21 protein-coding genes and 2 rRNA genes are annotated in these 24,022 nt (G+C 72.4%); 5 read left to right on the top strand and 18 right to left on the bottom strand.

Translation table 11 applies throughout. From position 1 onward, the window contains the following. Positions 1 to 143 precede the first annotated feature (143 nt). The gene (gene lysS, locus ABT160_RS17700) at positions 144 to 1,871 is read right to left on the bottom strand and encodes a lysine--tRNA ligase (RefSeq protein WP_351648463.1); all 1,728 of its coding nucleotides are present in this window, start codon (positions 1,869 to 1,871) and stop codon (positions 144 to 146) included. Between the two features lie 224 nt (positions 1,872 to 2,095). Here lysS and argS point away from each other — a divergent pair, with 224 nt between their 5' ends. After that, complete coding sequence (argS, locus tag ABT160_RS17695) at positions 2,096 to 3,859, top strand: arginine--tRNA ligase (protein ID WP_351648462.1); 1,764 nt, start codon at positions 2,096 to 2,098, stop codon at positions 3,857 to 3,859. 180 nt (positions 3,860 to 4,039) lie between these two features. On the opposite strand, the gene ABT160_RS17690 is transcribed toward argS, so the two are convergent. Then, positions 4,040 to 5,440, bottom strand: coding sequence for a helix-turn-helix domain-containing protein (locus ABT160_RS17690; RefSeq protein ID WP_351648461.1), 1,401 nt, complete (start codon positions 5,438 to 5,440; stop codon positions 4,040 to 4,042). 354 nt (positions 5,441 to 5,794) lie between these two features. On the opposite strand from ABT160_RS17690, the gene ABT160_RS17685 reads away from it, so the two are divergent. Next, positions 5,795 to 6,493 carry a DUF4232 domain-containing protein gene (locus tag ABT160_RS17685; RefSeq protein ID WP_351648460.1) on the top strand — a complete coding sequence of 233 codons (699 nt, stop codon included), beginning with the start codon at positions 5,795 to 5,797 and terminating at the stop codon, positions 6,491 to 6,493. Positions 6,494 to 6,523: 30 nt separating this feature from the next. On the opposite strand, the gene hemB is transcribed toward ABT160_RS17685, so the two are convergent. The 6 genes from hemB to ABT160_RS17655 form a co-directional block, all read right to left on the bottom strand. Then, entirely contained in the window at positions 6,524 to 7,519 is a 996-nt protein-coding gene (gene hemB / locus ABT160_RS17680; RefSeq protein ID WP_351648459.1) for a porphobilinogen synthase, read from the bottom strand. 123 nt (positions 7,520 to 7,642) lie between these two features. Next, a complete protein-coding gene (locus tag ABT160_RS17675) occupies positions 7,643 to 9,298 on the bottom strand; it encodes a bifunctional uroporphyrinogen-III C-methyltransferase/uroporphyrinogen-III synthase (RefSeq protein WP_351648458.1) in 1,656 nt (551 codons plus the stop codon). Then, a complete protein-coding gene (hemC, locus tag ABT160_RS17670; RefSeq protein WP_351648456.1) occupies positions 9,295 to 10,254 on the bottom strand; it encodes a hydroxymethylbilane synthase in 960 nt (319 codons plus the stop codon). Before hemC ends, ABT160_RS17675 begins: the two co-directional genes overlap by 4 nt. Continuing rightward, complete coding sequence (locus ABT160_RS17665; protein WP_351648455.1) at positions 10,251 to 11,606, bottom strand: glutamyl-tRNA reductase; 1,356 nt, start codon at positions 11,604 to 11,606, stop codon at positions 10,251 to 10,253. The genes hemC and ABT160_RS17665 overlap by 4 nt, the downstream gene beginning before the upstream one ends. Next, the gene (locus tag ABT160_RS17660) at positions 11,603 to 12,364 is read right to left on the bottom strand and encodes a redox-sensing transcriptional repressor Rex (protein WP_351648454.1); all 762 of its coding nucleotides are present in this window, start codon (positions 12,362 to 12,364) and stop codon (positions 11,603 to 11,605) included. Before ABT160_RS17660 ends, ABT160_RS17665 begins: the two co-directional genes overlap by 4 nt. A gap of 271 nt (positions 12,365 to 12,635) precedes the next feature. Beyond that, the gene (locus ABT160_RS17655) at positions 12,636 to 12,914 is read right to left on the bottom strand and encodes a glutaredoxin family protein (RefSeq protein WP_351648452.1); all 279 of its coding nucleotides are present in this window, start codon (positions 12,912 to 12,914) and stop codon (positions 12,636 to 12,638) included. A gap of 125 nt (positions 12,915 to 13,039) precedes the next feature. Here ABT160_RS17655 and ABT160_RS17650 point away from each other — a divergent pair, with 125 nt between their 5' ends. The 3 genes from ABT160_RS17650 (at position 13,040) to ABT160_RS17640 (ending at position 16,550) form a co-directional block, all read left to right on the top strand. Next, the gene (locus tag ABT160_RS17650) at positions 13,040 to 13,972 is read left to right on the top strand and encodes an HAD family hydrolase (protein ID WP_351648451.1); all 933 of its coding nucleotides are present in this window, start codon (positions 13,040 to 13,042) and stop codon (positions 13,970 to 13,972) included. Between the two features lie 404 nt (positions 13,973 to 14,376). Next, positions 14,377 to 15,162 (top strand): ECF subfamily RNA polymerase sigma factor, BldN family, encoded by a 786-nt coding sequence (locus ABT160_RS17645; RefSeq protein WP_351648450.1) that lies wholly within the window; start codon positions 14,377 to 14,379, stop codon positions 15,160 to 15,162. Positions 15,163 to 15,377: 215 nt separating this feature from the next. Then, complete coding sequence (locus tag ABT160_RS17640) at positions 15,378 to 16,550, top strand: DUF5667 domain-containing protein (protein ID WP_351648449.1); 1,173 nt, start codon at positions 15,378 to 15,380, stop codon at positions 16,548 to 16,550. An 83-nt stretch (positions 16,551 to 16,633) separates the two neighbouring features. Here ABT160_RS17640 and ABT160_RS17635 read toward each other — a convergent pair whose 3' ends face one another. The 10 genes from ABT160_RS17635 to ABT160_RS17590 all read right to left on the bottom strand — a co-directional run. After that, positions 16,634 to 17,728 carry a lysophospholipid acyltransferase family protein gene (locus ABT160_RS17635; RefSeq protein WP_351648448.1) on the bottom strand — a complete coding sequence of 365 codons (1,095 nt, stop codon included), beginning with the start codon at positions 17,726 to 17,728 and terminating at the stop codon, positions 16,634 to 16,636. Positions 17,729 to 17,790: 62 nt separating this feature from the next. Then, a complete protein-coding gene (locus ABT160_RS17630; RefSeq protein ID WP_351648447.1) occupies positions 17,791 to 18,834 on the bottom strand; it encodes an NAD-dependent epimerase/dehydratase family protein in 1,044 nt (347 codons plus the stop codon). A gap of 288 nt (positions 18,835 to 19,122) precedes the next feature. After that, positions 19,123 to 19,221: a 30S ribosomal protein bS22 gene (locus ABT160_RS17625; RefSeq protein ID WP_003948845.1), complete on the bottom strand. Its 99-nt coding sequence runs from the start codon at positions 19,219 to 19,221 to the stop codon at positions 19,123 to 19,125. 151 nt (positions 19,222 to 19,372) lie between these two features. Continuing rightward, positions 19,373 to 19,582 (bottom strand): helix-turn-helix domain-containing protein, encoded by a 210-nt coding sequence (locus ABT160_RS17620; RefSeq protein WP_351648446.1) that lies wholly within the window; start codon positions 19,580 to 19,582, stop codon positions 19,373 to 19,375. A gap of 128 nt (positions 19,583 to 19,710) precedes the next feature. Then, on the bottom strand, positions 19,711 to 20,526 hold the full coding sequence (locus tag ABT160_RS17615) for a phosphatase (protein ID WP_351648444.1): 816 nt from the start codon (positions 20,524 to 20,526) through the stop codon (positions 19,711 to 19,713). 94 nt (positions 20,527 to 20,620) lie between these two features. Continuing rightward, positions 20,621 to 21,799 (bottom strand): acetoin utilization protein AcuC, encoded by a 1,179-nt coding sequence (locus tag ABT160_RS17610; RefSeq protein ID WP_351648443.1) that lies wholly within the window; start codon positions 21,797 to 21,799, stop codon positions 20,621 to 20,623. Then, positions 21,768 to 22,964, bottom strand: coding sequence for an MFS transporter (locus ABT160_RS17605; protein WP_351648442.1), 1,197 nt, complete (start codon positions 22,962 to 22,964; stop codon positions 21,768 to 21,770). The genes ABT160_RS17610 and ABT160_RS17605 overlap by 32 nt, the downstream gene beginning before the upstream one ends. A 43-nt stretch (positions 22,965 to 23,007) precedes the next feature. Next, positions 23,008 to 23,652 carry an HAD family hydrolase gene (locus tag ABT160_RS17600; RefSeq protein ID WP_351648440.1) on the bottom strand — a complete coding sequence of 215 codons (645 nt, stop codon included), beginning with the start codon at positions 23,650 to 23,652 and terminating at the stop codon, positions 23,008 to 23,010. Positions 23,653 to 23,736: 84 nt separating this feature from the next. Beyond that, positions 23,737 to 23,853: ribosomal RNA gene (rrf, locus tag ABT160_RS17595) — 5S ribosomal RNA — on the bottom strand. 75 nt (positions 23,854 to 23,928) lie between these two features. Beyond that, positions 23,929 to 24,022 (bottom strand): 23S ribosomal RNA (locus ABT160_RS17590); the annotation flags it as partial.

Here is a 24,022-nt window from a genome sequence, read left to right as displayed (position 1 = left end):
GCGGGTGGAGCGGGGTGCGGACGAAAGGCGCCGCCGCCCGTCGCGTCCGGTGGGCGCGGTGGTACGCGTCAGTACGCGGAAGGGCCCGCGCCCCGGTGGGGTGCGGGCCCTTCCGCGCACGCCTCGCGCGCGTACGTCCTCGGTTACGCGCCGAGCAGCTTGCGCACCCGGTCGGCACCGACCGCGAGCAGCAGGGTGGGCAGGCGCGGGCCGGTCTCGCGGGTCACCAGGAGCCGGTAGAGCAGGGCGAAGAACTCGCGCTGGGCGACCTTGAGCTCCGGGGTGGGCTTGGCCTCGGGGTCGAGGCCGGCCATCACCTTGGGGACGCCGTAGACCAGCGTGGTGAGCCCGTCGAGCGACCAGTGGCTGTCCAGGCCCTCCAGGAGCAGCCGCAGCGACTCGCGTCCGCTGTCGTCGAGGCCGCCGAGCAGCTCGGCGTCGGGCTCGGTGCGCACGATGGTGCGGGCGTCGGCCGGGACCTGGGTGGTGATCCAGTTCTCCGCGCGGTCCAGGCGCGGGCGCACCTCGTCGAGGCCGGCGACCGGGTGGGCCGGGTCGAGCTCGGTGAGGATGCGCAGGGTCTGGTCCTCGGCGCCGGCGGTGATGTCGGCGACGGAGGCCAGCGTGCGGTACGGCAGCGGGCGGGCGGTGCGCGGCAGCTCGCCGGCCGCGGTGCGGGCGGCGCGCGCGTGGGCGGCGGCGTCGGCGGGCAGCACCGTGCCGTCGGCGACCTTGGCCTCCAGCTTGTCCCACTCGTCGTACAGCCGCTGGATCTCCTGGTCGAAGGCGATCTTGAAGGACTGGTTGGGCCTGCGGCGGGCGTAGAGCCAGCGCAGCAGCTGCGGCTCCATGATCTTCAGGGCGTCGCCGGGGGTGGGCACGCCGCCCTTGGAGGAGGACATCTTGGCCATGCCGGAGATGCCGACGAACGCGTACATCGGCCCGATGGGCTGCTCGCCGCCGAAGATGCCGACGATCTGGCCGCCGACCTGGAAGGAGGAGCCGGGCGAGGAGTGGTCCACGCCGGAGGGCTCGAAGACCACGCCCTCGTACGCCCAGCGCATGGGCCAGTCGACCTTCCACACCAGCTTGCCGCGGTTGAACTCGCTGAGCTTCACGGTCTCGGTGAAGGAGCACTCCGCGCAGACGTAGGTCAGCTCGGTGCTGTCGTCGTCGTAGGCCGTGACGGTGGTGACGTCCTTGCCGCAGCCGCCGCAGTAGGGCTTGTACGGGAAGTAGCCGGCGGAGGTCGCGCCGTCGTCCTCGGAGGCGGCGCCGGAGCCCTCGGCAGCCTCCAGCTCGGCCTCGTCGACCGGCTTCTGGGACTTCTTCTGCTGCTTGGGCTTGGTGCGGTACTGGGCCAGGATCGCGTCGATGTCGCCCCGGTGCCGCATCGCGTGCAGGACCTGCTCGCGGTAGACGCCGGAGGTGTACTGCGCGGTCTGGCTGATGCCGTCGAACTCCACGCCCAGCTCGGCCAGGGCGGCCACCATGGCGGCCTTGAAGTGCTCGGCCCAGTTGGCGTGCTCCGAGCCCGCCGGGGCGGGCACCGAGGTCAGCGGCTTGCCGATGTGCTCCGCCCAGGACCCGTCCACGCCCTCGACGCCGTTGGGCACCTTGCGGTAGCGGTCGTAGTCGTCCCAGGAGATCAGGTGGCGCACCTCGACGCCCCGGCGGCGGATCTCGTCCGCGACCAGGTGCGGGGTCATGACCTCGCGCAGGTTGCCCAGGTGGATGGGGCCCGACGGGGAGAGGCCGGACGCGACCACGACCGGTTTCCCAGGCGCACGTCGCTCCGACTCGGCGATGACCTCGTCCGCGAAACGGGAGACCCAGTCGGTCTCGGTGCTGCTCTGAGCCACGATCGGCACGTCCTTGGTTGCTCGGGATTCTCGAAGCTGTGTGTAGCCATCCTCCCAGACGGAAGAACCCGCTCCGGGGTTGTCCACAGGGCGGCACCGGCTCGTCCACAGGCGAGGGAAACAGGTTGCCCGCCCGTGGGACACTTGACTACCTGATTCAGGGACGTCAGCGCCGGGACACCGGACCCGGCGCGGCGGCCCAGCCCGACCAGACTCGACCAGAACGGAAGCTCATGGCCTCGGTCCCTTCCCTCGCTTCGACCGTTCAGCAGCACCTCGCGGACGCCCTCGCGGCAGCCCTGCCGGACGCCGGCGCCGCGGACCCCCTGCTGCGACGAAGCGACCGGGCCGACTTCCAGGCCAACGGCATCCTGGCGCTGGCCAAGAAGCTGAAGGGCAACCCGCGCGAGCTGGCGACCCAGGTCGTCGGGGCGCTCGGGGAGAGCGGCACGCTGAAGGAGGTCGAGGTCTCGGGCCCCGGCTTCCTGAACATCACGGTCGCCGACCGGGCGATCACCGAGACGCTGGCCGCCCGCTGGGCCGACGACCGGCTCGGCGTGCCGCTGAAGGAGAAGCCGGGCGTCACGGTCATCGACTACGCCCAGCCGAACGTGGCGAAGGAGATGCACGTCGGCCACCTGCGCTCCGCGGTGATCGGCGACGCCCTGCGCGGGATGCTCGACTTCACCGGCGAGAAGACGATCGGCCGCCACCACATCGGCGACTGGGGCACCCAGTTCGGCATGCTCATCCAGTACCTGATCGAGAACCCCGAGGAGCTGGACGCCGACGCCCCCGACGCCGACGGCGCCCGGGCGATGTCGAACCTGAACCGGGTCTACAAGGCCTCGCGCGCGGTGTTCGACGCGGACGACGACTTCAAGGAGCGCGCCCGCAAGCGGGTGGTGGACCTGCAGTCGGGCGACGAGCGGACCCTCGCGCTGTGGCAGCGGTTCGTGGACGAGTCGAAGGTGTACTTCTACTCGGTCTTCGAGAAGCTCGACATGGAGATCCGCGACGAGGAGATCGTCGGCGAGTCCGCGTACAACGACATGATGGCCGAGACGGCGCGGCTCCTGGAGGAGTCGGGCGTCGCGGTGCGCTCCGAGGGCGCCCTGGTGGTGTTCTTCGACGAGATCCGCGGCAAGGACGACCAGCCGGTGCCGCTGATCGTGCAGAAGAAGGACGGCGGCTTCGGCTACGCGGCCTCCGACCTGTCCGCGATCCGCGACCGGGTGTTCGGCCTGCACGCCACGTCCCTGCTGTACGTGGTGGACGTGCGCCAGTCGCTGCACTTCAGGATGGTCTTCGAGGCGGCCCGCCGGGCCGGCTGGCTGACCGACGAGGTCACCGCGCACAACATGGGCTACGGCACGGTGCTCGGCGCGGACGGCAAGCCGTTCAAGACCCGTGAGGGCGAGACGGTGCGCCTGGAGGACCTGCTGGACGAGGCCGCCGAGCGGGCCACGGCCGTGGTGCGCGAGAAGGCCGAGAAGGTGGGCCTGAGCGAGCAGGAGATCGTGGAGAACGGACGGTACGTGGGCATCGGCGCCGTGAAGTACGCGGACCTGTCGACCTCGGCCAACCGCGACTACAAGTTCGACCTGGACCAGATGGTCTCGCTCAGCGGCGACACCTCGGTCTACCTGCAGTACGCGTACGCGCGCATCCAGTCGATCCTGCGCAAGGCGGGCAAGGCGAAGCCCGCGGCCCACCCGGAGCTGGCCCTCGACCCGGCCGAGCGCGCGCTGGGCCTGCACCTGGACTCGTTCGGCGAGCAGCTCGCGGAGGCCACCGCGGACTACGCGCCGCACAAGCTGGCCGCGTACCTCTACGAGCTGGCGACGCACCTGACGAAGTTCTACGACCAGTGCCCGGTGCTGAAGGCGGACACCCCGGAGCAGGTGGAGAACCGGCTGTTCCTGGTGGACCTGACGGCGCGCACGCTGCGCCAGGGCATGGCCCTGCTGGGCATCCGCACGCCCGAGCGCCTCTGAGCACGCACGCGTGACGAACGGCGCGGGGCGCCACCGGGATCCCGGTGGCGCCCCCCCCCCCCAAACCCCGGGGGCGGCCCCACCAGGGCGTTGACCCACCCCCGCCCCACCCCCGCGAGGGGGCGGGGAGCCACCGGGATCCCGGTGGCGCCCCGCGCCGTCATGCCGTGGTGCCGGACCTCAGGAGGCCTTGCCCCAGGCCGTCCACTCGCCCTTGTCGGGCAGGTACTGGTACTGGTCGTGGCCCGCGATGGCGCTGAGGCGGAACGGCTTGCCGTCGTCGTCGATCCGCAGCGTGCCGTGGCGGTCGCCCAGGCTCCAGTCCAGCTCCAGGTACCAGCTGACGTCGTGACCCTTGGTGTGCAGGTCCAGGTTGAAGACCTGCGGGTCACTGGCGGACACCTTGTACGGGAAGTCCTTGGCGGGCACCTTGAGTTCGCCGTCGGTGCCCGCGACCGCCCTGGCCACCGGCCGCCCCGCGTCGAGGTCGACGTCGAAGGTCTGCGGGGTGATGCCGCCGCCGCAGCCGTTGTCCAGCGTGTAGACGTCCCAGTCCAGCGGCTGGGAGCGGCCCACCATCCGCACGTGCAGGCCGTTGAGTACCGCGGCCCGGTCGAGCTTGCCGGTGGCGGTCAGCTGGAGGTACATGCTGCCGCCCTGGACGGCGCCCAGGGTGCCGGCCCAGCGGTGGGCGTCCTGCGGCGCGGGCGGCGGCACGACCTCGTCGGGCTTGCGGTCCATCAGGTAGTTCTCGCCGCAGGGCAGTTCCCAGTTGTACGCGCTGATGCCGACGGCCACCGGGGTGCCCGTGTACTCCGGCCCGGAGTCCCGGCCCCGCGCGTCGTCCGACGGCGAGGGCGGACCGCTGGGCGCGGGGGCCGAGGAGGACGCGGAGGCCGACGGCGAGGGGGACTTCCGCGCCGGCAGGTCACGGGGGGCGGCGGTGCCGGTCGGGGCGCTGGCCCCGGCGACGGGGCGGCGGCCGGGGTCGGGGTCCTCGTCCCGCTGGGTGACGACGGCGGCGGTCGCGGTGACGGCCAGCACCACGACGGCGGAGGCCGCCGCGACCAGCACGGCACGCTTGCGCGGGAAGCGCCCGGAGGAGCCGGAGGAGCCGGAGGGCGGGGCGGCGGGGCGGTCGGTGACGACGACGGTGGCGTCCGGGTCCGCGCCGGAAGCGCTCCCGGGAGCGGGCTCGGGCTCGGTCGCCGAAGCGGGCTCGGGCTCCGCAGCGGGCCCCGGGGCCTGCGCGGCCGTCACGGCCTCCGGCGCGGGACCGGGGGCCGCCGGGGCCGGTGCGGGCGTCGGGGCCGCCTCCGCCGCGCTCCCCCTCCCCCGCCGGGCCTCGTCCGCCAGGATCCAGCTGCGGTGCAGGGCCACCATCTCGTCGCGGGTCGCCCCGCACGCCCGGGCGAGCCGCTCCACGGGGGCGAACTCGGTGGGGACCGCGTCGCCGTTGCAGTAGCGGTGCAGGGTCGACGTACTCATGTGGAGCTTCTTGGCCAGGGCCCCGTAACTGAGCCCCGAGCGCTCCTTGAGCTCCCGCACCCGCTCGGCGAAACCGCCCGCAGCAGTCGTCACGCCGCCGTCCCCCTCACTCGTACCGTCCCGGGAACGCGTTCCAGGCGGTGGTCTTCGCCGCAGGTCACCGTGTGCGCGACCGTTCCAGCTTCCCCCATTGTCCCGTGCCGATTGCGGGCCCCTGACGGCGCCCCACAGGCTGGGGACATGCGAACAAGCCCCGTCGACGCGATGGCGCTGACCGTGCTCGTCATCTGCACCGCGATCGTCATCGCCCTGCTGCACCGGCACTGAAGCGCCCGGCCGCGCCACCACGAAGACCTCACGCACCGGTCACCGGACGCACACCGCCGGACCGGCCCACCGCCCCACTCCCACCACGATCCGCACCACCCACGGGGAGACCTCACCGCCATGCGCACCGCCAGGAAGCACGCCCTCGCCGCCGCCTCCACCCTGCTGGCCGCCCTCGCGCTCACCGCGTGCCAGGGAAACGACGCGGCGGCCCCGGCCGCCGACAAGCCCGCCGCCGCACCGTCCGCCCAGGGCGCCGCCGACAACGCCCCCGGCAGCGACGGCAGTACGGACCAGGCCCCACAGGCCCCCTCGACGCCCCGGCCGGAGAAGCCCGCGCCGAGGCGCGAGGCGCCGAAGCCGGTGTCGAAGCCCAGGCCCAAGCCCGACACCACCCCGGTCACCTGCACCGGCGCCAACGTCAAAGTGCGCGCCACCGTGGTGGCACGCCCGCTCGATCACCTGCTCGTCACCGCGACCAACACCGGCTCGCGCCCCTGCTACGCGTACTACGCCCCGGCGCTGCGCTTCGGCGACGCCCAGGCCGCCGCGCGGGTCGACCGCGACTCGGTGCCGCAGGCGGTGGTGACCCTGGAGCCGGGCGAGTCGGCGTACGCGGGCGTACGGACCTCCCGGGCCGACGGCGGCGCCGGGAAGGGCTACACGGCCACGTCCCTGGAGGTGTGGTTCACCGGGCGCGACGACAAGGGCTCGGAAGGCCCGGCGGCCCGGCCCGCCCTGCCGGCCGCCGGGGTGTACGTGGACCCGTCGGTGACGGTCTCGTACTGGCAGACGTCCATGGACGCGGCCCTCGACTAGGACGGAACGCGCGGACCGGCCCTGCGGAGCCTACGGGCGCAGCATGAGGGCGGCCTCGGTCGCCCAGTAGGTGAGGACCATGCGCGCCCCGGCCCGGCGGATGCCGGTGAGAGTCTCGATGATCGCCTTGTCCCGGTCGATCCAGCCCTTCTCGGCGGCGGCCTCGACCATCGAGTACTCCCCGCTGATCTGGTACGCCGCGACCGGCACGTCCACCGCGTCGGCGACCTTGGCCAGCACGTCGAGGTAGGGACCCGCGGGCTTGACCATGACCATGTCGGCGCCCTCCTCCAGGTCCAGCGCCAGCTCCCGCAGCGACTCGCGGACGTTGCCGGGGTCCTGCTGGTACGTCTTGCGGTCGCCGCTCAGCGAGGAGGCGACGGCCTCCCGGAAGGGCCCGTAGAAGGCCGAGGAGTACTTCGCGGTGTAGGCCAGGACGGAGACGTCCTCGTGGCCGGTCTGGTCCAGGGCGTCGCGGATGACGCCGACCTGGCCGTCCATCATGCCGCTGGGGCCCACCACGTGGACGCCCGCGTCGGCCTGGACCTGGGCCATCTCCGCGTACCGCTCCAGGGTGGCGTCGTTGTCCACGCGCCCGTGGGCGTCCAGGACCCCGCAGTGCCCGTGGTCGGTGTACTCGTCCAGACACAGGTCCGACATGATCACCAGGTCGTCGCCGACCTCCGCGCGCACGTCGCGGATCGCGACCTGGAGGATGCCGTCGGGGTCGGTCCCGGCGGTGCCCTGGGCGTCCTTCTTGGCGTCCTCGGGGACGCCGAACAGCATGATCCCGGAGACCCCGGCCTCGACGGCCTCGACGGCGGCCTTGCGCAGGGTGTCCCGCGAGTGCTGCACGACGCCGGGCATGGCGGCGATCGGCACGGGCCCGGCGGCACCCTCGCGCACGAACGCGGGGAGGATCAGGTCGGCGGGGCTCAGCCGCGTCTCGGCGACCATGCGGCGCATGGTGGCGTTGGTACGAAGCCGGCGGGGCCGGGCGCCGGGAAACGATCCGTACGAAGTCATGCCCCCCACGCTACGCCGCGCACCACCCCCCACTTGCCGACCGCCTGTGGGCAACCGGCGGGCCCCGCGCGGGACATGGGTGAGGGCCCGCACCCCCGTCGGGGTGCGGGCCCTCACGGTGCCTCAGGTGGTGCGGCGCCTGCGCGCGCCGGGGCGGCGCTCGCTCGGGCGGGTGACCGGGTCGCCCGCCTCCAGGGCCGCCTCGCGGCGCCGGGTGCCGAAGTCGGCCAGCGCCTCCGCCAGCTTGTGCACCGACGGCTCGGGCGAGAGGACGTCGACCCGCAGGCCGTGCTCCTCCGCCGTCTTCGCGGTGGCCGGGCCGATGCAGGCGATGACCGTCACGTTGTGCGGCTTGCCCGCGATCCCGACGAGGTTGCGGACCGTGGAGGACGAGGTGAACAGGACCGCGTCGAAGCCGCCGCCCTTGATCGCCTCGCGGGTCTCGGCCGGCGGCGGCGACGCGCGCACGGTCCGGTAGGCGGTGACGTCGTCGACCTCCCAGCCCAGCTCGATCAGGCCCGCCACCAGCGTCTCGGTGGCGATGTCGGCGCGCGGCAGGAAGACGCGGTCGATCGGGTCGAAGACCGGGTCGTAGGGCGGCCAGTCCTCCAGGAGGCCGGCGGCCGACTGCTCGCCGCTGGGCACCAGGTCCGGCTTCACGCCGAACTCGACCAGCGCCTTCGCGGTCTGCTCGCCCACCGCCGCGACCTTGATCCCGGCGAAGGCCCGCGCGTCGAGCCCGTACTCCTCGAACTTCTCGCGCACCGCCTTGACCGCGTTGACCGAGGTGAAGGCGATCCACTCGTAGCGCCCCGTCACCAGGCCCTTGACCGCGCGCTCCATCTGCTGGGGCGTGCGCGGCGGCTCGACGGCGATCGTCGGGACCTCGTGCGGCACGGCGCCGTACGAGCGCAGCTGGTCGGAGAGCGAGGCCGCCTGCTCCTTCGTGCGCGGCACCAGCACCCGCCACCCGAAGAGCGGCTTCGACTCGAACCACGACAGCTGGTCGCGCTGGGCGGCGGCACTGCGCTCACCGACCACGGCTATGACCGGCCGGTGGCCCTCGGGCGAGGGCAGCACCTTGCCCTGCTTGAAGACCTGCGCGATGGTGCCGAGCGTGGCGGTCCAGGTGCGCTGGCGGGTGGTGGTGCCGGCCACGGTCACGGTGAGCGGGGTGTCGGGCTTACGGCCCGCCGACACCAGCTCGCCCGCGGCGGCGGCCACGGCGTCCAGGGTGGTGGACACCACGACGGTCCCGTCGCTCGCGCCCACCTCCGTCCAGCAGCGCTCCCCGGCGGTGCGCGCGTCGATGAAGCGCACGTCGGTGCCCTGCGCGTCGCGCAGCGGCACCCCCGCGTAGGCGGGCACGCCGACGGCCGCGGCGACGCCGGGCACGACCTCGAAGGGGATGCCCTCGGCGGCGCACGCGAGCATCTCCGAGCCGGAGTTCCCGTCGAGTCCGGGGTCCCCGGTCACCGCACGGACGACCCGCCTGCCGCCCCGCGCGGCCTCCATGACAAGATTGGTGGCGTCCCTGAGGACCGGGACCGCGGATGCTGACGCGTCGTCAACAACCGTCAGTTCAGGCGTGCTCACGCCCGCGCGCGCATGCGTGCGCACGACGTCGAGGACGTCCGGCTCGGCGATCAGCACGTCCGCGGCCGCCAGCGCCTCCACGGCGCGCAGGGTCAGCAGCCCGGGGTCGCCGGGTCCCGCACCCAGGAAGGTGACGTGCCCGTGGCTCCAGGGCGCCGAAGTTGCAGAGGTGGTGGGGCTCAAAGTGCTCGCTCCCCCATAAGACCGGCCGCACCCTTGGCGAGCATCTCGGACGCGAGTTCGCGCCCGAGCGCCACGGCGTCGTCGTGCGACGTGGGTACGGGACCGGTGGTGGACAGCTGCACCAGCTCGGAGCCGTCGGTGGTGCCGACGACGCCGCGCAGGCGCATTTCGTTGACAATCTGCCCGTCGGCCAGCAGGTCGGCCAGCGCCCCCACGGGTGCGCTGCAGCCGGCCTCCAGGGCGGCGAGCAGGGATCGCTCGGCGGTCACGGCGACCCGGGTGTACGGGTCGTCGAGCTCGGCGAGCGCGGCGGCGAGTTCGGGGCTGGACGCCGCGCACTCGATCGCCAGGGCCCCCTGGCCGGGGGCGGGCAGGACCGTGTCCACCGAGAGGTGCTCGGTGATCTCCTCGGCCCGGCCGATCCGGTTGAGCCCGGCCGCGGCAAGCACCACGGCGTCCAGCTCTCCCTTGCGTACGTATCCGATCCGCGTGTCGACATTGCCGCGGATCGGCACGGTCTCGACGCGCAGGCCGTGGCTGCGCGCGTACGCGTTCAGCTGGGCCATGCGGCGGGGCGAGCCGGTGCCGACGCGGGCGCCGTCGGGCAGCGCCTCGAAGGTCAGCCCGTCGCGGGCGACCAGCACGTCGCGCGGGTCCTCGCGGGGCGGGACCGCGGCGAGCAGCAGCTCGTCGGGCTGGGCGGTCGGCAGGTCCTTGAGCGAGTGGACGGCGAAGTCCACGTCGCCCGCGACCAGCGCCTCGCGCAGGGCCGCGACGAACACACCGGTGCCGCCGATCTGCGCGAGGTGCTCGCGCGAGACGTCGCCGTAGGTGGTGATCTCCACCAGTTCGACGTCCCGGCCGGTGAGTCGCCGCACCGCCTCCGCGACGTGGCCGGACTGGGACATGGCGAGCTTGCTGCGCCGCGTCCCGAGCCTCAGTGCCCTCTCGGTCATACTCGCCCTCGGTTCTTGACGTCGGTGTCGTTCGTGTCGGCCCGGCTGACGGACGCCACCGTCTCCGGGTCGAGGTCGAAGAGTGTGCGCAGCGCGTCCGCGTACCCGGCGCCGCCGGGCTCGCTGGCCAGCTGCTTCACCCGCACGGTCGGCGCGTGCAGGAGCTTGTCCACCACGCGGCGCACGGTCTGGGTGATCTCGGCGCGCTGCTTCTCGTCGAGCCCGGGCAGCCGGCCCTCGAGGCGGGCCACCTCGCTGGCCACCACGTCGGCGGCCATGGTGCGCAGGGCGACGACGGTGGGGGTGATGTGCGCGGCGCGCTGGGCGGCGCCGAAGGCGGCCACCTCGTCGGAGACGAGGGCGCGGACCTGGTCGACGTCGGCGGCCATGGGGGCGTCGGCGGACGCCTCGGCGAGCGACTCGATGTCGACGAGCCGGACGCCGGGGACGCGGTGCGCGGCGGCGTCGATGTCGCGGGGCATGGCGAGGTCGAGCAGGGCGAGCGGGGCGGCGCTGCCGCGGCGCGCCTCCTCCATGACGGCCCCGGTGAGCACCAGGCCGGTGGAGCCGGTGCAGGACACCACGATGTCGGCACGTGTCAACTCGTCGGCCACCGCGGCCATCTCGACGACCCGGGCGGCCACGCCGGTGGAGCCGGGCTCGGTGAGGATCTGTACGAGGCGGTCGGCGCGGGCACGGGTGCGGTTGGCGACCACGATCTGCTGGACGCCGGCCCTGGCGAGGGTCGCCGCGGCCAGCGAGGACATCGAACCGGCGCCGATGACCAGCGCGGTCTTGTCCTTGGCCCAGGCGTCGACGGCCTCGCCCGCGGCCAGCTGCTCCAGGCCGAAGGTGACGAGCGACTGCCCGGCCCGGTCGATGCCGGTCTCGCTGTGGGCGCGCTTGCCGACCCGCAGGGCCTGCTGGAACAGGTCGTTCAACAGCCGCCCGGCGGTGTGCAGTTCCTGGCCGCGGGCCAGGGCGTCCTTGATCTGGCCGAGGATCTGGCCCTCGCCCACGACCATCGAGTCCAGTCCGCAGGCCACCGAGAACAGGTGGTGGACGGCGCGGTCCTCATAGTGCACGTAGAGGTAGGGGGTGAGCTCCTCCAGGCCGACGCCGCTGTGCTGGGCGAGCAGCGTGGACAGCTCGGCGACCCCGGCGTGGAACTTGTCCACGTCCGCGTACAGCTCGATGCGGTTGCAGGTGGCGAGCACGGTGGCCTCGGTGGCCGGCTCGGCCGCGAGGGTGTCCTGCAACAGCTTGACCTGGGTGTCCGTGGCGAGCGAGGCGCGCTCCAGGACGCTGACCGGGGCGCTGCGGTGGCTCAGCCCGACGACGAGGAGGCTCATGCGGGCATCACCGCGGGCACGTCCCCGTCGGGTCCCTTGCGCTCGCCGTCGGCGGTGCGCACGGCGGGCGGCACGGCGCCCCCGGCCGCGTGCTCCTCGCCGGCCTTGCGCTGCTCGTGGAAGGCGAGGATCTGCAGCTCGATGGAGAGGTCGACCTTGCGCACGTCCACGCCCTCGGGCACCGAGAGGACGGTGGGCGCGAAGTTCAGGATGGAGGTGACACCGGCGGCGACCAGGCGGTCGCAGACCGGCTGGGCCGCGCCCGCGGGGGTCGCGATGACGCCGATGGAGACGCCGTTGTCGCTGATGATCTTCTCGAGCTCGTCCGTGTGCTGCACGGGCATGCCGGCGACCGGCCGGCCCGCCATCGCGGGGTCGGCGTCGATCAGGGCGGCCACGCGGAAGCCGCGGGAGGCGAACCCTCCGTAATTGGCCAGTGCCGCACCGAGGTTGCCGATGCCGACGATCACGACGGGCCAGTCCTGCGTGAGGCCGAGCTCGCGGGAGATCTGGTAGACGAGGTACTCGACGTCGTAGCCGACGCCGCGCGTCCCGTACGAGCCGAGGTAGCTGAAGTCCTTGCGCAGCTTCGCGGAGTTGACCCCGGCGGCGGCCGCGAGCTCCTCGGAGGAGACCGTGGGCACGGAGCGCTCCGACAGTGCGGTGAGCGCTCGCAGGTACAGCGGAAGCCGGGCGACGGTGGCCTCGGGGATTCCTCGGCTGCGGGTCGCCGGTCGGTGAGTTCGGCCAGTTGCCACGGTGCTCCTGCGGGATGAGCGGGGCTGCAGGCGGCCATGTGTCCCGAGGCCGCCCCGTCGAATGCAGGCTATGTCTTTGTGAACGCGTGCACAAAGATGGTGTCCGCTTTGTCCGCGCAAAGTGACCGGGCTCACGCATATGGATCGCGTCATCGCGGAACCGGAGACGGTTGCGACCCGTTGGGGGCCCGAAGGGGGCAAAGCCGTACACACCTCTCGCGACCACGCCCCCAAAGCCAACAAAACGTCCACGATGGTAACCGTCTTTCGGTCACGCACCCAGTTCGCGCCTGAGGCGGGCGGGGTCCACGCGCCAGAAGGTGTGCTGCTCCCCGTCCACCAGGACGACCGGAATCTGCTCCCAGTAGGCCCGGTACAGCTCCTCGTCCGTACTGATGTCCTTCTCCTCCCACACCGCACCGGTCTCTGCGCACACCTCCTCGACCACCGCGCGCGCGTCGTCGCACAGGTGACACCCCGGCTTGCCGATCAGTGTCACCACCCGGGGCCCCTCGGCCCCCTTCCGCTGGTTCTTCCTTCGCCCGAACATGCCCCCATTCTCGGGGGCGCGCCGAGGTGTCCGATTGGCCCGGTTAACAGAGCGGCCGCCGAGAGTTCACGCCATCGCACCAGGACGAGTCGGGAAGTACCGAACACAGTGGCTATGCTCACGGCATGGCCGCACTTGGATGGCTCACCCCCCGTAAGCGATCGGCGACGGCCCGGAGCGTACTGGCCGGCGAGGCCGCGGCCGAGGCCGCGCGCAAGACCTCCCGCGAACTGGAGGAGGCCGCGCCCCCCGAGAAGGGGGACGAGCCCCAGTTCCCGGTCGTCGGCGACGACCGGGCCGCCGCGTTCTTCGACCTCGACAACACCGTGATGCAGGGCGCCGCGCTCTTCCACTTCGGCCGCGGCCTGTACAAGCGGAAGTTCTTCCAGCGCCGCGAGCTGGTCCGCTTCGCCTGGCAGCAGGCGTGGTTCCGGCTGGCCGGCGTGGAGGACCCCGAGCACATGCAGGACGCGCGCGACAGCGCCCTGTCCATCGTCAAGGGGCACCGCGTCTCCGAGCTGATGTCCATCGGCGAGGAGATCTACGACGAGTACATGGCCGACCGCATCTGGCCGGGCACCCGCGCGCTCGCCCAGGCCCACCTGGACGCGGGCCAGAAGGTCTGGCTGGTCACGGCCGCCCCGGTGGAGACCGCCACGATCATCGCCCGCCGCCTGGGCCTGACCGGCGCCCTGGGCACCGTCGCGGAGTCCGTGGACGGCGTCTACACCGGCAAGCTCGTCGGCGAGCCCCTGCACGGCCCCGCGAAGGCCGAGGCCGTGCGCGCGCTGGCCGCCGCCGAGGGCCTGGACCTGTCGCGCTGCGCCGCCTACAGCGACTCGCACAACGACATCCCGATGCTGTCCCTGGTCGGGCACCCCTACGCGATCAACCCCGACGCCAAGCTGCGCAGGCACGCGCGCGAGCGCGACTGGCGGCTGCGCGACTACCGCACCGGCCGCAAGGCGGCCAAGGTCGGCATCCCCGCGGCCGCGGGCGTGGGCGCCCTGGCGGGCGGCACGGCCGCCGCGGTGGCCCTGCACCGCCGTCGCCGCTGAGCCGTACGGCCCAGCCCGCGCGGACACCGGCGGTAGCTCCGGGTGGCGTCGCCCCCGGAGCCGTACCGACACCCGTACGTGGTCGAACAGGCCCGCGCCCGCGCATTCCGTACGTCCTACCCGCGCCCGGGCCCCCGCAGACACCCGTTCTCAGCTCGGCCACAACAGAGCACCCAGCTGACCAGATCGCGAAGTAATCCGATCAACAATCGGTCACGATGTGCGACTTGATCCGTCACCTAGAGGTAACAGAAGCGACGGAATCGATGATTTGAGCAACTGGGTGTAGCGCTCCCTGCACGAAGCGTTATTCTCCTCAGACGCATACCGGACCCCCACTCGTCGCCACGACGGGTGAACGGTCCCGCACTGAACGTGATGGAAGCTCTGCCTCTGGGAGTCCCGTGTACCCACACGTCGGGGTTGACGCCTCGGGCCTGGCTACGCTGCGCGCAACGGTCGTCGACCACTTGCGCGGCTTCGTCCCCACCGCGTACGCCACCCCCGCCTTCGCCGCACCGGCACCCGCCGGTCCCTGCTACGCCCTTGCCGACGGCGGTGCCGCCGTCGGCAGACGGGGCGGCCGGGGCGGCGCCGGCAACGGCACCTCGACGGCCGCCCGACGCCCCAGCGCGGACAGCGACAGCGCCCGCATGATGGACCTGGTCGAGCGCGCGCAGTCGGGCGAGGCCGAGGCCTTCGGAAGGCTGTACGACCAGTACAGCGACACCGTCTACCGCTACATCTACTACCGGGTGGGCGGCAAGGCCACGGCCGAGGACCTCACCAGTGAGACGTTCCTGCGCGCCCTGCGCCGCATCTCCACCTTCACCTGGCAGGGCCGCGACTTCGGCGCCTGGCTGGTCACGATCGCGCGCAACCTGGTCGCCGACCACTTCAAGTCGAGCCGCTTCCGGCTGGAAGTGACCACCGGCGAGATGCTCGACGCCAACGAGGTGGAGCGCAGCCCGGAGGACTCCGTCCTGGAGTCCCTGTCGAACGCCGCGCTGCTCGACGCCGTGCGCAAGCTCAACCCCCAGCAGCAGGAGTGCGTCACGCTCCGCTTCCTGCAGGGCCTCTCGGTCGCCGAGACCGCGCGGGTGATGGGCAAGAACGAGGGGGCGATCAAGACCCTCCAGTACCGGGCCGTGCGCACCCTCGCGCGCCTGCTCCCGGACGACGCCCGCTGACCGCGACGCACGCACGGTGACCGCTCGATGACGCACTGGTCCGATCATCTTTCGTGCGTAACCCAAGTGCCGCGCCGCTCGTTGTGCGGGATGCAGGCTCCCTGTGGTCACGCCATGTCCGCAGTCGCTCACTCGATCGTGTGGATGTGCTCAAGGCGTGCAACCTTCAGGACCCCCCGGGGAGTCGACCGTCATGACGAGAGGAGGTGCCGCCAGTGATCGCGAACGTATCGGCGCACCGGCGGGCGCACGCCTTCGCCCAGGCCCTGGAAGATCAGGCGGCCGAGCAGCCTGACGCACCGGTCGAACAGGCCGATCAGGGACGGCTGTTGGCCCTGGCGAACGGGCTCGGCGAGCTGCCGAAGCCGAAGATGGACCCCGAGACCAAAGTGGTGCAGCGGGCCCAGCTCGTCGCCGCCATGGAGGCGATGCTCGCCCAGGGGGGTGCGTCAGCGGGCCCCATGGTGCCCGAGCAGCGCACGACCCCGGGGCGGCACCGTGCTTCTCCCCTGCGCAAACTGCGCCCGCGCTCGCGCTGGACGAAGGGCCTCGCGGCCGGCGGCCTCACGGTCGGCGTCGCCGCGGGGGCGTTCACCGGTGTGGCCGCTGCCAGTTCCGACGCCCTTCCCGGTGACTCGCTCTACGGGCTGAAGCGCGGCATGGAGGACCTCAAACTCGGCATGGCCGAGGACGACTCCGACCGGGGCGAGATCTACCTGGACCAGGCTTCCACCCGGCTGAGCGAGGCGCGCCGACTGATGGAGCGCGGGCGCACGGGCGACATGGACCACGAGCACCTGGCGGAAGTCCGCCGCGCGCTCAACGGCATGAAGCACGACGCGTCCGAGGGCCACCGCCTGCTCCACCAGGCGTACGAGCGGGACGGCGCGATCGGTCCGATGGCCGCGCTCTCCTCCTTCGCCGACGCGCACCGCGACGCGTGGAACGGGCTGCGGGACCGCCTGCCCGTCCAGCTGACCGACGTCGGCCAAGAGGTGAGCTCGGTCTTCGACGCCATAGACGACGAGGTCGGCCCGCTGCAGTCGCTGCTCCCCCGCGCCCCGCAGAAGGGCCAGGCCCCGGCCACCGGGCAGGCGGACAAGCCCGGGACCGGCGGTCAGAGCCCGGGGCGGCACGCCCGCCCGTCGTCGTCCCCGGCCACGCACCCCTCGGGCAGCACCAGGCCCGCGCCGTCCGGCTCGGAGAAGGCGCCGGACGACGGGCTCCTCGGCGGGAACACCGGCGGTCTGCTCGACACGCCGTCCTCGGGGGCGTCGACCCCGGCGTCCGGCGGCGGCCAGACGCCCTCGGCACCGGACGTCACCCTGCCGCCGCTGCTGCCGGGCATCCTGCCGGGCCTCGGCATCGACGGCGAGGACGCCAAGTAGGGCCGTGCCTACGGGGGTGGGGCCGGGCTTCTGGAGAAGCCCGGCCCCACCCCCGTACGCGTACGTCCCGGACCTAGAAGAACCTAGAAGAACACCGACCGCCGCTGCACCAGCAGCTTGTAGAGGGTGTGCTGGATCTGCTCGCGCACCTGGTCGGTCAGGTTGAACATCAGCATCGGGTCCTCCGCCGCCTCCGGCGGGTACCCGTCCGTCGGGATCGGCTCCCCGAACTGGATGGTCCACTTCGTCGGCAGCGGCACCGCGCCCAGCGGCCCCAGCCACGGGAAGGTCGGCGTGATCGGGAAGTACGGGAAGCCCAGGATCCGCGCCAGCGTCTTGGAGTTGCCGATCATCGGGTAGATCTCCTCCGCCCCGACGATCGAGCAGGGCACGATCGGCGCCCCCGCCCGCAGCGCCGTCGAGACGAACCCGCCCCGGCCGAACCGCTGCAGCTTGTAGCGGTCGCTGAAGGGCTTGCCGATCCCCTTGAAGCCCTCCGGCATCACCCCGACGACCTCGCCGCGCCGCAGCAGCCGCTCCGCGTCCTCCGCGCACGCCAGCGTGTGCCCCGCCTTGCGGGCCAGCTCGTTGACCACCGGCAGCATGAAGACCAGGTCGGCGGCGAGCAGCCGCAGATGGCGCCCCGCCGGGTGGTTGTCGTGCACCGCGACCTGCATCATCAGCCCGTCCAGCGGCAGCGTCCCGGAGTGGTTGGCCACCACCAGCGCCCCGCCCTCGGCCGGGATGTTCTCGACGCCCTTCACCTCGACCCGGAAGTACTTCTCGTACACCGGCCGCAGCAGCGACATCAGGACCTGGTCGGTGAGCTCCTCGTCGTAGCCGAACTCGTCGACCTCGTAGTCCCCGGTGATCCGGCGCCGCAGGAAGGACAGGCCGCCGGCGATCCTGCGCTCCCAGCCGCCCTCCTCCCGCTCGCGGGGCTCGGGGGCCGAGGGCCCGGTCCCGGCCGTCCCCGCGGGCACCTGGCGCCCCTCGGGGGCCTCCTGGACCGGCCGGGCGCTCTGCTGGCCGGGCAGCGGGCTCACCGGGGACGGCTCGCCCGGGCGGGCCTGCTCACCGCTCCGCGGCTTCCCGGCCGGGGCGCGCCGCCGTGCCGGACGTGCCGTGCCGCCGCGCGACCGGTCGTCGTCGAACGGGATGACCTTGGCGTCCGCCATCGTTGCTTGCGCTCCTTATCCGGCGCTGTGGCCTGGTGCGTACGGGACCGCGGGCCCGGTCCTCAGGCGCCCGGGGGCGTACGGGGCACGGACGCGGCGATCCGGTCGACCGCCGCGGCCAGCTTGTCGGGCGGCAGCAGCCCGGGGCCCCTGCCGCGCGCGAAGTCCGCGAACGTCTCAGCGGTGCTGTACTTCGGCTCGAAACCCAGTGTCTCGCGCATCTGTACGGTGCTGACCACCCGGCCGTGGGTGAGCAGCCGGATCTGCTCCGGCGCGAAGTCCGTCACCCCGACGGTCCGCAGTGCCGAGCCGATCCAGGTGACCGCGGGCAGCAGCACCGGCACGGTGGGCCGGCCGAGCCGCCGCGAGCACTGCGAGAGCAGCAGCACGCCCTCGCCGGCCACGTTGAAGGTGCCGCTGTTGAGCGTCCCGCGGCGCGGGTCGTGCGAGGCGATGCGCAGCACCTCGATCACGTCGTCCTCGTGCACGAACTGCAGCCGCGGGTCGTAGCCGAGGACGGTCGGCAGGACGGGCAGCGAGAAGTACTCGGCGAGCGGCGAGTCCGGGCTCGGGCCGAGGATGTTGGCGAACCGCAGCACGCAGACGGCGACGTCGGGGCGGCGCCGGGCGAAGCCGCGCACGTACCCCTCGACCTCGACGGCGTCCTTGGCGAAGCCGCCGCTGGGCAGCGACTTGGGCGGGGTGGTCTCGGTGAAGACGGCGGGGTCGCGGGGCGCCGACCCGTACACGCTCGTACTGGACTTGACCACCAGGCGCTGGACGGTCGGGGACTTCTGGCAGGCGCCGAGCAGCTGCATGGTGCCGATGACGTTGGTCTCCTTGACCGACGCCCGGCCGCCGGTGCCCAGCGGTGTCCCGGTGACGTCCAGGTGCACCACGGTGTCGACCCGGTGCTCGGCGAGGAGCCGGCCGACGGTCGGCTGGCGGATGTCCGCGCGGACGAAGTCGGCGCCGCCCAGGTGGTGCTCGGGCGGCACCGCGTCGACGGCGATCACCCGCTCCACCTCGGGGTCGCGCTGGACGCGGCGCACGAGCCGCCCGCCCAGCTGACGGGCCGCTCCGGTGACGAGCACGACCTTCCCCAAGATCTGCGCCTTCCCTGTTCCTCGGCGTTGCCCGACGTTCCCCGGCGTCCCCGGGTACCCGCCCCGCGCGCTGCCATCCGGCACGGCGTACCCCGGGTCACGCTCCCTAGCCGCCACCGTAGCGGCTGGACGTTGCCCTGTGATGACCGCAGGCCACTCCTTGCGATTCCTTGGCCACGTCTCGCGCACGCCTCCGGCGCGATCCCGGGCCCGGCCCCGCCCCCGGAAACACCGCAGCCCTCCCACCGGACGGTGGGAGGGCTGCGAATGCCTCACGTACAGCGCCGCTTACTTCTTGTTGCGACGCTGGACACGCGTGCGCTTGAGCAGCTTGCGGTGCTTCTTCTTGGCCATCCGCTTGCGCCGCTTCTTGATAACAGAGCCCACGACTACCCTCGCTCACTTCTCTTCACTCGGTGCGGGGCGTCTGGGCCCACACGACCTACGTCGGCCTAGCCTACCCGCCGCCGAGTGAGGGACGTAATCCGAGGGGTTGCGACGGTCTCCCGGAACGGCGCCCGCGGACCTCAAATCCCCCCTAAGCGGTCTCGACCCCCACGTAGGACTCGCGGAGGTAGTCGTGCACCGCCTGTTCCGGGACGCGGAAGGACCTCCCCACCCGGATCGCCGGCAGATGACTGCTGTGCACCAACCGGTACACGGTCATCTTCGACACTCGCATCACCGAGGCGACCTCCGCCACGGTCAGGAACTTGACCTCGTTGAGAGGCCTCTCTCCAGCAGCCATGACCCACCTGTACCTTCCGCCCGCGACGCGCACCGGCTTCCCCTCCGGTGACTCTTCGTCGCGATGCGCTCACTCCCCAGACTAGGGGCGGGTGGTACGAGTGGGGAAGAGGAGCTGCCATCGGCCGCCTACTGTGACAGACACGCTCGATTGAGTACATAGCGAGTAAGCGGTCGGTAGTAATCAGACCGCACAGCGTCATCAAGCGGAACGGCGACCGACACCCGGCCCTCGGCCTCACCGACGAACAGCGCGGGATCGTCCGTATCGGCCAGGCCGATGGCCTCGATGCCCAGCTGACCTGCTCCGCAGACCCATCCGTGGTCCCCGACCACGAGCTCGGGCAGCGGCCCGCCGCCGTCCGCGGCGGCCTCCAGGGCCAGCCGAACCGGCAGTGGAGAATGCGTGTGCGCCCCCGTCTCGCGCCCCTCGCCCCGCGCGCCGGGTTCCCGCACCAGCGCGACTCCCCGTACGTAGTCAAGGTTGTACGTGCGTACCCCGAACCGGGTCACTATGTCGACACATCGCCCCTGCGCCGGGACGAGTACATCGCATCCCGCCGCCGACAAAGCGTCTGCGAGATCCGCATAGAACCCCAGCAGCCGGTGCGGATGGCCGGTTCCGAAGAGTACGGGAGCCCGCCGCGCCGCCGCCGCCGCGAGCCGCCCGGCGAACGCGTCCAGCGCGCCCAGCGTCCGCTCGGGATCGATCACGTCGGGCCCCGAGCGGTGCGCCGGATCCGCCGAGACCCCGCACTTGTCGGCCATCAGCGCCAGCAGGTCCCGCTCGCTCCACCCCCACTCGGGATCCAGACCGATCAGCACCCGCGGATCACGCGCGGCGAAGAGCCGGTAACTGCGCAGGCTCTCCTCGCGCGAGGTGGCCACGGGCCCCGCCAGTCCTGCCGCCAACAGATGCGCCCGCAGCGCCGCGACACTCAACATCCCGCCGATACTTCCGGACTCGGGAGGGAAAAGCCCCGGAACGGCCCGGGCGCCCCACAGTTGGAGTAACCGCGCCCGCCGGCGCCCGGGGCTTTCAGGCCAGCAGCCCCCGCAGCGGGAACGCCGCCCGCCGGGTCGCGAGCACCGCCTGGTCCACCCGGTCCGAGGGGTCGTACCCCGCGTCCCACGACGCCCACCCCACCGGCCACCGCCCGTCCGTCATCCGCCAGGGCCCCGCCTCCCGGGTCCGCGCGTACACCAGGTCGCGCCACTCCCCCGGGATCTCCGCCGTCGGCTCCACGGGCGCGTGCCCCGCGATCCCCACCAGGTGCGTCCACGACCGCGGCACCACGTCCACCACCGCGTAGCCACCGCCCCCCAGCGCCACCCACTTCCCGCCCGCCACGTACTCGTGGGCCAGGTCGTGACAGGCCAGCTGCACCGCCCGCTGCGCGTCCAGCGACACCGCCAGGTGCGCCAGCGGGTCCTCGAAGTGGGTGTCGGCACCGTGCTGGGTGACGAGCACATCCGGCCGGAAATCGGCGAGCAGCTCGGGCACCACCGCGTGGAAGGCCCGCACCCACCCGGCGTCCCCGGTCCCGGCCGGCAGCGCCACGTTCACCGCGGAGCCCTCCGCGGGGCCGTCCGCCCCGGTCTCCTCCGGCCAGCCGGTCTGCGGGAACAGCGTGCGCGGATGTTCGTGCAGGGAGATCGTCAGCACCCTGGGGTCGTCCCAGAAGGCCGCCTGCACGCCGTCCCCGTGGTGCACGTCCACGTCCACGTACGCGACCCGCTCCGCGCCCAGTTCGAGCAGCCGGGCGATCGCGAGGGCCGCGTCGTTGTAGACGCAGAAGCCCGCCGCCGCCCCCGGCATCGCGTGGTGCAGGCCGCCCGCGAAGTTCACCGCGTGCGCCGCCTCCCCGCGCCACACCGCCTCCGCCGCCGCCACCGACTGCCCGGCGATCAGCGCGGACGCCTCGTGCATCCCGGAGAACGCCGGGTCGTCCGTCGTACCGAGCCCGTACGCCTGGTCGGCGGCCCGCGGATCCGCCGAGGCCGCCCGCACCGCGCGCACGTAGTCCTCGCGGTGCACCAGCCGCAGCGTGGACTCGCCCGCGGGAGGGGCGGCGACCACGTCCACGGCGCGGTCGAGCCCGTACGCCCGTACCAGCCCCATCGTCAGCGCCAGGCGCACCGGATCCATCGGGTGGCTGGGCCCGAAGTCGTACGCCGTGACAGCTTCATCCCACATCAACAGTGCGCGGCCGCTCATGCCCGCCACCGTATCGGTCGCCCTCCGAGCCGAACGAGCGGGCGTACACCACCGTGACCAGCACCAGCGCCATCGGCACCAGCATCGCCCCGCGGTAGCTCCAGGCGTCCCCGATCACCCCGACCAGCGGCGAACCGACCAGGAAGCCCACGTAGTTGAAGACGTTCAGCCGCGCGATCGCCGCGTCGCTGCGCGCCCCCGGGAACAGCCGCCCCGCCGCCGCGAACGTCTGCGGCACGATCACGCACAGCCCGAGCCCGAGCAGCGTGAACCCGAGCATCCCCGTCCAGGCCCCCGGCGCCACCGCCACCACCGCGAACCCGCAGGCCGCGAGCACCGCACCGGCCCGCACCACCGCGGCCGCCCCGAACCTGCGCACCCCGAGGTCGCCCACGGACCGCCCGATCAGCGTGGTGACCATGTACGCGTTGTACGGCACCGTCGCCAGCTCCTCCGAGCTGCCCAGCACGTCCTGGAGGTACTTGGCGCTCCAGTTGGAGACCGTCGAGTCACCGATGTACGCGAACGCCATCACCAGGCACAGCGGCAGCAGCAGCCGGAACGAGACCCCGCCCGCGCCGCCCTCCGCCGCCTTCTCGGCCGGCGCCCCGTCCACGTACCACCGGCTCCCCACCAACACCGCGGGCAGCAGCAGGCAGACCACCGGCAGGTACGAGACGAACAGCGACAGGTGCCAGTGCGCCCCCGCCCAGGCCAGCGAGGCCCCCGCGATCCCGCCGAGGCTGTACGTGGCGTGGAAGCCGAGCATGATGCTGCGCCCGTACGCGTGCTGGAGGCTCACCCCCAGCATGTTCATGGACGCGTCCAGGGCGCCGACGAAGAGCCCGAACACCCCCAGCGCCAGCGCGGCCTGCCACAGCTCGTCCCCGGCGCCCGCACCGAGCAGCGCCAGCATCACCACGGGCTGGGCCCACCGCAGCACGACGCTGGGGGCCACCCGGTGGACGAGCTTCTCGGTCAGCACGCTGCCCGCGCCCGCCAGCACCGGCACGGCCGCCAGGAAGGCGGGCAGCAGCCCGTCGGAGATCCCGTACTGGTCCTGGACGGCCGGAATGCGCGTCACCAGGAGTGCGAAGGCCACGCCCTGCACGAAGAAGCTGAACGCCAGTGAGCCCCGCCCACGCCGCAACCGCGCATCCGTCATGGCCGCTCAGCGTAGGCCCGCGGGCTACCCATGGGTAGATGGATCACACGAGCAATTCGAGCAGCTGGTCCATCCGCGAGAAGGTCCCCTTGGCGCCGGCGAGCTTCTCGGCCGACGTCATCCCGGTGAAGCCGTACACGTCCATGCCCGCGGCGAGCGCCGCCGCGACCCCGAGGGGACTGTCCTCGACCACGACGCACCGCTCCGGCGCGACGCCCATGCGCTCGGCCGCGTACAGGAACAGGTCGGGCGCCGGCTTCCCGCGCCCCACGTCCTGCGAGCTGAAGATGATCTCGTCCCCGAACCACTGGTCGAGCCCGGTCCTGCGGTGCCCCACCCGGATCCGCTGGTGGCTCCCCGACGACGCCACGCAGTACGGCACCCCGTCGGCCACCAGCTTGCCCAGCACCTCGATGACGCCCTCCACCGGCCGGAGCTCCCGCTCGAAGGCCGCGAAGGTACGCGCGTGGAGCGTCTCGTCGAAGTCCGCCGGCAGCCGCTGCCCGGACCGCTCGAGCACCAGGTCGTGCACACGGTGCACGGCGGCGCCCATGTAGTCCCGCAACGAGTCCTCGTACGAGGTGGGGTGCCCCAGCTCGGTCAGGTACCCGGCCAGGATGGTGTTGGCGATCGGCTCGCTGTCCACGAGCACCCCGTCATTGTCGAAGACGACCAGTTCATAGCGCATGCCCTCAGCCTAAAAGGAAAAAGGGTCGTGAACGCAAAAATGCCTCAACCCCCGGACATAGTCCGGGGGTTGAGGCTAAAAAAAGTTCGGCGGCGTCCTACTCTCCCACAGGGTCCCCCCTGCAGTACCATCGGCGCTGAAAGGCTTAGCTTCCGGGTTCGGAATGTAACCGGGCGTTTCCCTAACGCTATGACCACCGAAACACTATGAAATTTGAACTCCAGCCGGATAGGCGAGTTCGTTACTTCAGAACTAACACAGTGGACGCGAGCAACTGAGGACAAGCCCTCGGCCTATTAGTACCAGTCAGCTCCACCCCTTACAGGGCTTCCACATCTGGCCTATCAACCCAGTCGTCTACTGGGAGCCT

Origin of the sequence: Streptomyces sp. NPDC001941, from assembly GCF_040296945.1 — a bacterium.
Classification (GTDB): Bacteria; Actinomycetota; Actinomycetes; order Streptomycetales; family Streptomycetaceae; genus Streptomyces.
Note: the sequence above shows the minus strand (reverse complement) of the source record. Positions and strands in the feature narration are given on the sequence as shown.